The organism is Candidatus Binatia bacterium (assembly GCA_035631035.1).
Lineage (GTDB): Bacteria > Eisenbacteria > RBG-16-71-46 > SZUA-252 > SZUA-252 > DASQJL01.
Window position 1 is genome coordinate 54,201 of record DASQJL010000053.1, and the last position, 8,811, is coordinate 63,011.

8 protein-coding genes are annotated in these 8,811 nt (G+C 68.7%); 1 reads left to right on the plus strand and 7 read right to left on the minus strand.

Going from position 1 to position 8,811, the window contains the following annotated elements; all coding sequences use genetic code 11:
* Positions 1 to 915, minus strand: a complete 915-nt coding sequence (locus VE326_05210) for a hypothetical protein (protein ID HYJ32598.1) — start codon at positions 913 to 915, stop codon at positions 1 to 3.
* Positions 912 to 3,221, minus strand: coding sequence for a TonB-dependent receptor (locus tag VE326_05215; GenBank protein HYJ32599.1), 2,310 nt, complete (start codon positions 3,219 to 3,221; stop codon positions 912 to 914). Before VE326_05215 ends, VE326_05210 begins: the two co-directional genes overlap by 4 nt.
* Before the next feature lie 59 nt (positions 3,222 to 3,280).
* Here VE326_05215 and VE326_05220 point away from each other — a divergent pair, with 59 nt between their 5' ends.
* Positions 3,281 to 4,456: an FAD/NAD(P)-binding oxidoreductase gene (locus VE326_05220; GenBank protein ID HYJ32600.1), complete on the plus strand. Its 1,176-nt coding sequence runs from the start codon at positions 3,281 to 3,283 to the stop codon at positions 4,454 to 4,456.
* 3 nt (positions 4,457 to 4,459) lie between these two features.
* On the opposite strand, the gene VE326_05225 is transcribed toward VE326_05220, so the two are convergent.
* The 5 genes from VE326_05225 to VE326_05245 all read right to left on the minus strand — a co-directional run bounded on the left by VE326_05225 (position 4,460) and on the right by VE326_05245 (position 8,630).
* The gene (locus VE326_05225; GenBank protein ID HYJ32601.1) at positions 4,460 to 5,074 is read right to left on the minus strand and encodes an HAD-IA family hydrolase; all 615 of its coding nucleotides are present in this window, start codon (positions 5,072 to 5,074) and stop codon (positions 4,460 to 4,462) included.
* A 71-nt stretch (positions 5,075 to 5,145) separates the two neighbouring features.
* A complete protein-coding gene (locus VE326_05230) occupies positions 5,146 to 5,574 on the minus strand; it encodes a hypothetical protein (GenBank protein HYJ32602.1) in 429 nt (142 codons plus the stop codon).
* A 100-nt stretch (positions 5,575 to 5,674) separates the two neighbouring features.
* Positions 5,675 to 6,091 carry a DUF6496 domain-containing protein gene (locus VE326_05235; GenBank protein ID HYJ32603.1) on the minus strand — a complete coding sequence of 139 codons (417 nt, stop codon included), beginning with the start codon at positions 6,089 to 6,091 and terminating at the stop codon, positions 5,675 to 5,677.
* Positions 6,092 to 6,102: 11 nt separating this feature from the next.
* Positions 6,103 to 6,657: a type 1 glutamine amidotransferase domain-containing protein gene (locus VE326_05240; protein ID HYJ32604.1), complete on the minus strand. Its 555-nt coding sequence runs from the start codon at positions 6,655 to 6,657 to the stop codon at positions 6,103 to 6,105.
* 143 nt (positions 6,658 to 6,800) lie between these two features.
* A complete protein-coding gene (locus VE326_05245; protein ID HYJ32605.1) occupies positions 6,801 to 8,630 on the minus strand; it encodes a phosphoenolpyruvate carboxykinase (GTP) in 1,830 nt (609 codons plus the stop codon).
* Positions 8,631 to 8,811: the final 181 nt, after the last annotated feature.

The window sequence follows — 8,811 nt, forward strand, 5'->3', positions numbered from 1 at the left end:
TCAGGGGCGGGGCCAAACGGTGAAGTAGGTGTAGTCCACCGCGGCGGAACCGAACAGGCCGATGCCGCCTTGAACGTGGAAGAGGGGACGCTCGAAATCGTCGCCCGCGTTCGACCCAAATCCGAGATTGGCGGGCCCGTTGAATCGTACGGAGCGGGCCACGTCGTACCAGTTCTGATCCACCGAATAGACGGCGAATTCATGTCGGCCCTCGTACCAGACGGCCAGCCACGGGAGGCGGACGTATCCGTCCGGGGCTTCCAGCGGTGGCGACGAGCTCCGGCGCTCCAGGGTCGCGAGATCGGCCGGATCGATGAAGTCGGCGTCCAGGAGCAAGGGCGAATTGGTTTCCAGGTTGAAAAGCGCCATCTGGAAGGCCAAGGCGTTGCCGCGGTCGAAGCGTGCTTCGACCAGACCGTCCTGATAGTACAGAGTATCGAAGGGTGCGATTGTTCTGCGTGCCGCCAGCGTGTTCGAATCGACCAGGAGCCACTCGCGCACGGAGAAGGTATCCGGGGTTGTGGTCTGGGCCGTGACGATCCGCCCGTCCGCCGCACTGACCTTCAGGCGGTACGTCGTGCGCGGCCGAACCTCATTGAGCAGCCCTGGGGTGCCCCGGAACGGGCGATAGGACCCCGGGCTATTGAGCTCCTCGTACCAGACCGTATCCACCGATCCGGTCGTCAGGAACAAGCTTGCGCCGCGCAGTGGCGGTGCGTCGCCCATGGGGGCTTGATCGGGGGCCTGCGTGATGCTGAGATGGATTTCAGGAAATTCGCCGCTGACGATCAGCCGACCCTCCACGACGATCGTGCCTCCCCCTTTCGGGGCCAGAAGGCTTCGAGCGTCGCGCTCCCCGGAACATCCCGTTCCGACCGCGAGCGCGATGGCGATGCAGGCCAGGGCGCGTTTCATAGATCGAAGTTGATCCCGATCGTCGGGATCAGGGGCAGCTGATGAACGATCTTGGGGTCCGCCCCGGAGCTCGTTTCCGTGTCGTACTGAACGAACCATTCGTTCTTGCGGTCATACACGTTGAAGACCTGGGCATAGTAATCCGCAGGCACGCCGAAGAGATGACCATGCAGGGTCGCGCTCACGTCGAGGCGGTGGTAGGGAAGCAGCCGCGCGCTGTTCCTGGCGCCGGGCAGTAGCAGCATCTTCTCCTGCCCCGTGGCCGGATCGTCGAGTCGATACTGCGCCTCGACCGGCGTGAACGCCTGGCCGGTCGCGAACACGAAGTCCGCGCCGAAGCTCCAACGCTTCCGATTCCACTGCGCGACCACCTTCACGTCGTGCCGGCGGTCGTACTTGGGCGGGAAGGTCTGCCCTTGGTTCAGCTCCGGCCAGCGGCGGCGGCTCCAGCCCAGCGTGTAGCCGACCCATCCCGTGAGCGCGCCCCGGCGCTTCTGCGCGAACAGCTCGACGCCGCTCGCCCAGCCCCGGCCCCCGGTGTAGAAGAGGTCCTCGGTGCTCGTCCCCTGCGCGTCGGCCGCGCGGGTGTTGTCGAGCTGCACCAGATTCCGAAGCCAGGTGGAGTAGCCCTCGATCGAGACGGTGTACTCATCGGTCGGCAGCCACTCCAGACCGCTCACCGCCTGCCAGGAGCGTCCCGGCTTCGCGGAGACGTCGGTCGGCACCCAGAAGTCGGTCCCATTGAAGGCTTCGGTCGAGACGAGCTGGAGGTGCTGCGTGTAGCCGCCGCCGCCGGCTTTCAGGCGCAGGTTCGGGCCCAGGACGTGATTCACCGACAGCCGCGGCTCCACGCTCGCGTGACCGCGGCGGCCGAACACCTCCGCGCGCACCCCCGGCCGCACCGTCCAGAGCGCGTTCGGGGTCCATTGGTCCTCCACGAACGCGGCCGTCCCGACCGGACGCTCGTCGAATCCCGGCTGCGCCACGCCGTTGAATTCCTGACCCAGCTGGAACCGGTACGCCGAGACCGACACGCCCGCCCGGGCCGCGTGGCCGGGCGCGGCACTCCAGGAAAGGTCCGCCTTGGCGCTGACGTCGAGGAGACGGTTCCCGAAGAAGAGCGGCGTGCTGAAGATCTTCACGTCGGTGTCGCTCTTGTACTCCGTCCCCGAGACGAGGAGGCTGCCGATCGCGCCGCGGCCGAAGTCGTGCATCCAGCGTCCCATCCCCGCCACGTTGCCCCATCGGATGTCCACGAACGTCCCTCGATCGAGATCGAGATGCAGCTTGTCGCGCCCTCGATATCCCGAGAACGAAAGGTCGTCGCGCGGGCTCATCGAGCGGTGCACCCGCCCGTTCAGGTCGTAGAAGAAATACGACGGGATCTCGGTCGAATCGTTGCGCACCGCATCGAGCACCGGCTCGAGGTAGGTGCGCCGCGCCGACAGGATCCACGATCCGTTCCGGATCGGCCCCTCCACCGTCGCGCGCCCGGCGATGAGGCTCACCGCCCCGGTGCCGCGCAGGCCGTCCCGGCTGCCGTCGCGATTCTCGACGTCCAGCACCGAGCCGAGCCGCCCGCCGTACGGCGAGGGGTAGGCGCCCTTGTACAGGGCGACGTCCTTGATCGCGCCGGGATTGAACGTGGAGAAGAACCCGAACGCATGCGTCGGGTTGTAGAGCGGAATCTGGTCGAGAAGGATGAGCGTCTGATCGGGACCGCCACCGCGAATGTACAGCCCGCTGCTGAAGTCGGACGCCGACTGCACGCCCGGGAGGAGCTGGAGGCTCCGGATCAGGTCGGCCTCGCCGACGGCGGGAAGCCGCTTCAGCTCGCGCGCGGGCAGCTCGACGTAGCTCGGGGTGCCGCGGATCTCGCGCGGCTCGCGCTCCCCGCGCACGTCCACGGCGGCCACGGGAAAAGGCGACGTCTCGAGGACGATGTCGCGGCGGACGTCGCCCTCCCCGATCGCGACGGTGTCTGCGAAGTCGCGGTAGCCCGCGGCGCGACAGCTCCTGCGATAGGCTCCTTTCGGGATGCCGCTGAACGAATAGAAACCGTTCGGACGGGATACGGCGTGGAAACCGGTCCGCGCCGCAGCCGTCGAGTCGCCGGCGGTCACGGGAGTGAGCGCGATCGAGGCGTAGGCCGGGCCCTCCGCCTCGCCCTTGGCGCGCACGAACCCCTCCAACGTTCCCGCGATCGCGTTCGTGCCGCCGAGGACCAGATGGAGAAGAAGCCACGCGCAGGCCGCCGGGGGCCGGGGGTAGCAGCGGGGACGCTTCGGCGATCGGCACGGGAGCATGAGCAGCCACCCACTATCCTCGCTTCGGACCCCCAGGGGAAGGGAGTAAGATGGCGCCCATGGGCGCGACCTTGATCCTCGGCGCGGGCTTCGGCGGCCTCGCCTGCGCGCGCGCGCTGCGCGCCCGAGCCCCTCGCGACCATCGCATTCTCCTCATCGACCGCTCGCCTCTGTTCGTGGTCGGCGCGGCGAAGACGTGGGTGATGATCGGCGAGCGTCGCGCCGACGAGGTCATGAAGACGCGCGCGGCGCTCGTGCCCGACGGGGTCGAGCTCCTGCGCGAAGAGGTGAAGCGCGTGGACGCCGCCGGGCGCCGCGTGGAGACCGACCGGGGCAGCCACGCCGGCGATCATCTCGTGATCGCGCTCGGCGCCGAGCTGGACATGGCCGCCGTTTTGGGCCTGGACGCCGCCGCGCATACCTTCTACACGCTGGACGGCGCGGCCCGCATCCGCCAGGCCCTCGAGTCGTTTCAGGGGGGCCGCCTTCTGCTCCTCGTGCCGCGCGTCCCCTTCGCGTGTCCTCCCGCCCCGTACGAGGCGGCCTTCGTGCTGCACGCGCTGCTGGAACGTCGCGGGATCCGGGGCGCCACGCAGCTCGATGTCGTCACCGTCGAGAAGGCGCCGATGACGACCGCCGGCCCGTTCATGGGACGGATGATCGTCGGCCAGCTCGAGTCGCGCGGCATCGGATTTCAAGCGCAGAAGAAGGTGGCGTCGGTCGACGCCAAGGCTCGGGTGGTGACGTTCGAGGACGGAAGCGAGGCGGCGTACGACCTGCTCCTCGCCGTGCCGCCGCATCGGGTCCCGCGGATCCTGGTGGAGGCGGGACTCGCCGAGGCCGGAGGCTGGGTGCGGGTGGATCCCAGGACGCTCGAAGTGCCCGGGGCCGCCGACGTGTACGCGATCGGTGATTCGACCGTGCTGGCGCTTCCCGGGCGCTTCGATCCCGGCGCCCCGCCGCTCGCGCTGCCGAAAGCCGGGGTCTTCGCGGCCGCCGAGGGGGAAGCGGTGGCGGCGCGGATCGCGTCCCGAATCACGAAGGGACCGGAGCCGGCACCTTTCGACGGCCGCGGCTTCTGCTACGTCGAGATGGGCGGGCGGCGCGCCATGCGCGCGGAGGGAGACTTCTTCGCGGAGCCGCATCCGGTGATGGCCTCGCGGGAGCCGAGCGAGGAGCAGTACCGGGACAAGGTGGCCTGGATCGAGGGTTGGCTCAGGCCGCAGCGGGTCTAGGCATCACGCGCCGCCGACCAGCTCCCGCAGCGACTCGATCCGGACATCCCCCTCACGACGGTATCCGATGAAGTGGACGCGCGCCGCGCGGGCCGCGCGGGCATCGAATTCGGAATCGCCGACGTAGCACGCTTCCTCCCGCGCGACACCCGCTTCGCGCAGCACGTGCTCGATCAGGTCGGGCTCGGGTTTTCCCTTCGCGACCAGGTCCACCCCAGCGGCCCAGCTCACGTGCGCCCGCAGCGACGCCAGCTCGAGGAGCCGCTCGACCATCGCCATCGGGGAGTTGCTCGCGACCGCGATCCGCTTTCCCGCGCGCTCCAGGCCGGCGAGCGTCTCCTGGGCCCCCTCCATCGGCTGGATCCACTCCGCGTAGCGGGGAAACTCGCGCGTGTAGTGCCCGATCAGCCGCTCCACCGACCAGTCCGGGAAGAAGCGGCGGCGGTCGGCCTCGACATCCTGACCCCAGCAGGCCGAGAACTCCTCCTGCGTGAGCGGATGCTTGCCATGCGCTTCCAGGGTGCCGTTCAGGAGCCGCCACCAGCACTGGAAGGAATCGACGAGCACGCCGTCGAGGTCGAAGATGACGAGGCTGTAGGGGAGGAGCGAAACCGGCACGACCGCATTGTAAACGAAAGGCCCCGGCGGATCGCTCCGCCGGGGCACTCGATCCAACGTCCATGCCGCGGTCACCAGCCGCAGTAGGGATCTCCGTAGCCTCCGTAGTAGTACCCCGGAGAGCCGAACGAGAGGCTGACGGCGACCCGAGGCCGATGCCGGTAGTGGTGGTAGTAGACCGGACGCACGTAGGCGATGTCGTCGTCGTAGCAGTAAGGATCGCCGACGATGACCTCGCGGTAGCGGGGCCGGTAGTAGGACGCGTAGTACGGCCGGTAGTACGAGCGGTACGCGACCGTTCGGTAATACGGCCGGTATGCGACCGTCCGGTAATGAGGCCGGTGCGCGTATCCGTAGCTCGCCACGCGGTGCCGGCCGCAGGCATGTCCGCGGCCTCGGTTCGCCGAGGCCGTGCCCGGGAGCGCGAGCAGCGTGGCGGCAAGGATCAGCACGGCGGTCGTCAGGGCGAGCCCGCCGCGCCTGTGAAGAACGTTCCGCATCTCATCCTCCTCTGCCGGGATGGTCCCGGCGGTTGCACCCTGCCCACAACTTCAACGCTAGGACGGCTGCGTAGATCGTGCAAGGGTCCAGCGGGCGCCCTCAGGGCCGTTCCGCCCGGTGAGACCGCCGCTTCGCCGCGCTCCGAGCCTGGCTCGAGAGCGCCCGGCGCGACGCGGCCCGATGCGGCTCCCGCTTCAGGGCCCGGCGCGCCGCCTGCGAGCGTCTCGGCGAGGGAGCCCGGGGCGTCCGCTCCCCCTGGCCCTCTTCGTACGCCCGCTCCGCGCTCTGTCGGGTCCTCTCGCTCGCCTGTCCCTTGCGCGGAGGCTTCAAGGGCACGCCGGATCGGCGCGCTTTCGAGAGCCCGATCGCGATCGCCTGCTTCGTGGAGCGCGCTCCGTGCTTTCCCTCGCGAATGTGGTGCATCTCTTCCCGAACGAACTCGCCCGCCGCGGTGGAGGGCTTCTTGCCCTGCTTCAGATCGCGCCGGGCTCTCTGGGTCGTCGCTTTCGATGGCATGGTGATTCTCCTTATCTCCGATCGCGGCCCGCGACCGGCTCCCGCGTGGCGGGCGCGCGATCCAGGTGGCGAAGGATGGCGTCGGAAAAGGCCTGCAGATCGTCCGGCTTCCGCGAGGTGATCAGGTTCCCGTCCTCGACGACCGTCCGGTCCACCCAGGTGGCCCCCGCGTTCACGAGGTCGGTCTTGATCGAAGGCCACGAGGTCACGGTCCTGCCGCGCGCGATTCCCGCCTCGGCGAGCATCCAGGGGGCGTGGCAGACGGCCGCGACCGGCTTGCCGGCGTCGAAGAAGGCGCGCGTGAAGGCGACCATGCGGGGGTCCATGCGCAGCTTGTCGGGCGAATAGCCGCCGGGAATGACGATCGCGTCGAACCCGTCCGCCGAGACCTCGGCGATCGCGCGATCGGCCGTGACGGTCTCCTGGCCCTTCTTCCCTTCGATCCGCTTTCCGGCCTCGGATCCGATGATGGTGATGTCGTGTCCGGCCTCTCGCAGCCGGTCGTAGGGGACGCGAAACTCCGAGTCCTCGAACAGGTCCGCGACGATCATTGCGATTTTGGCCATGGCTCCCTCCTTGGGGCTGGGGTCCGGGCCCAAAAAGGTGCATCGCGCGTGCCGGGGAGGCACGGATCGCGGGGAGCGGGGCAGGAATGAAGAAGGCGCGCCGGAACGACGGCGCGCCTCGCGGGGGACGGCGGTTCGGTAGGCTATGTCCTGTCGGCGCCCCGCGCCCGTCCGTCGGGTGTGCCCATGGCCACCGACTCCGACAGGAGCTCGCGCTGAAGCTCGAGCGCTTTCGGCATATAGGGATCGAGGGTGCGGAAGAACTCGCCCTGCGATCGGATCTCCTCGCTCCACTCCTCGGGCCGCACGGCCGTGGCCTCCATGAAGTCCTCGCTCGCGATCGAGAGCCCCGAGAGATCGAGGTCCCCCTCCCGCGGCACCCAGCCGACGGGGGTCTCGCGGCCGCCCACCGAGCCGAGCGCGCGATCCACGATCCACTTGAGGACCCGCATGTTCTCGCCGTACCCCGGCCAGACGAAGCGGCCGTCCTGGCCCTTGCGGAACCAGTTCACCATGAAGATCTTCGGCGGATAGGGGATCCGGGAGCGCATCTCCAGCCAGTGGCAGAAGTAGTCCCCCATGTTGTAGCCGCAGAAGGGGAGCATCGCCATCGGGTCGCGCCGCACGACGCCCACCTTGCCGGTGGCCGCGGCGGTGGTCTCCGACCCCATCGTCGCGCCCATGTAGACGCCGTGGATCCAGTTGAACGACTGGAGGACGAGGGGAATGGTGCTGGCCCGCCGCCCTCCGAAGATCAGCGCGGAGATCGGCACCCCCTCGGGATCGTTGATCCGCTTGGACAGGTACGGATTGTTCATGGCGGGGGAGCAGAAGCGGCTGTTCGGGTGCGCGGCCGGCTTGCCCGAGGCGGGATCGTACTTCTGCCCCAGCCAGTCGGTGAGCCCCGCGGGCGCCTTCTCGGTCATTCCCTCCCACCACACATCGCCGTCCTCGGTCATGGCCACGTTGGTGAAGATGGTGTCGCGCTCCACGATCCGCATCGCGGTGGGATTCGATGTGCCGCTGGTTCCCGGCGCGACGCCGAAGTAGCCCGCCTCGGGGTTGATCGCCCACAGCCGCCCGTCGTGGCCGACCCGCATCCAGGCGATGTCATCGCCCACGGTCCAGACGCGCCATCCCTGGAAGCGGCGGGGCGGGATCAGCATCGCGAAGTTGGTCTTGCCGCAGGCGCTGGGAAACGCCGCCGCGACGTAGGTGGTCTGCCCCTCGGGACTCTCGACGCCCAGGATCAGCATGTGCTCCGCCAGCCAGTTCTCGCGCCGGCCCAGGTAGGAGCCGAGCCGAAGCGCGAGGCACTTCTTGCCGAGCAGCACGTTGCCGCCGTAGTTGCTGCCCACCGACCAGACCGTGTTGTCCTCGGGGAAGTGGCAGATGAAGCGCCGCTCCGGGTTGATGTCCAGCATCGAGTGGACGCCGCGGCTGAAATCGTTGGAGTCGCCGAGGAGGTCGAGCGCCTGCTTGCCCATGCGGGTCATGATCCGCATGGAGAGGGCGACGTAGACGCTGTCGGTGATCTCGACGCCGACCTTGGAGAAAGGGGAGCCCAGGGGGCCCATCACGTAGGGCACGACGTACATCGTGCGGCCGCGCATCGAGCCCTCGAGCATCGTCGCCAGCTTCGCGTAGGCGTCGGCCGGGGCCATCCAGTTGTTGGTGGGTCCGGCTTCCTCTTTCGTCGGCGTGCAGATGAACGTGAGGTGCTCGACGCGCGCGACGTCCTTGGGATCGGAGCGGTGGAGGTAGCAGCCCGGGCGCTTCTTCTGGTTCAGGGGGATCAGGATGCCTTGCGCCACGGCGCGGTCGAGCAGGCGGCGCTTCTCGGCATCCGAGCCGTCGCACCATTCGATCGTGTCGGGGTGGCACCGGCGGGCGGTCTCCGCGACCCACTCGAGGAGGTAGGTGTTCGTCGTCAGGGAGGTGCCGGCCGCGGTCTGCTCCACATCGGGGTTCATGGACTCCATCCTCGTTCGAGGGGGGAAGGTCGCCATCCACGTATGGCGGTCCATTATACGCCAACCGTATGCTCGCGGCGGCGGTCAGGACAGTCCCCAGGAGTCCCATTGTCGCCGGCCCTCCCCCGGGGTTAGGCTTCGGGCGCGGAGCCCCCATGGGATACATCCAGAAAACGCTCAT

Bases quoted from the DNA above. Each gene is read 5' to 3' on its own strand.
- VE326_05210 (HYJ32598.1), bottom strand. From the start codon at position 915: ATGAAACGCGCCCTGGCCTGCATCGCCATCGCGCTCGCGGTCGGAACG.
- VE326_05240 (HYJ32604.1), bottom strand. From the start codon at position 6,657: ATGGCCAAAATCGCAATGATCGTCGCGGACCTGTTCGAGGACTCGGAG.
- VE326_05215 (HYJ32599.1), bottom strand. From the start codon at position 3,221: ATGCTCCCGTGCCGATCGCCGAAGCGTCCCCGCTGCTACCCCCGGCCC.
- VE326_05235 (HYJ32603.1), bottom strand. From the start codon at position 6,091: ATGCCATCGAAAGCGACGACCCAGAGAGCCCGGCGCGATCTGAAGCAG.
- VE326_05230 (HYJ32602.1), bottom strand. From the start codon at position 5,574: ATGCGGAACGTTCTTCACAGGCGCGGCGGGCTCGCCCTGACGACCGCC.
- VE326_05220 (HYJ32600.1), top strand. From the start codon at position 3,281: ATGGGCGCGACCTTGATCCTCGGCGCGGGCTTCGGCGGCCTCGCCTGC.
- VE326_05245 (HYJ32605.1), bottom strand. From the start codon at position 8,630: ATGAACCCCGATGTGGAGCAGACCGCGGCCGGCACCTCCCTGACGACG.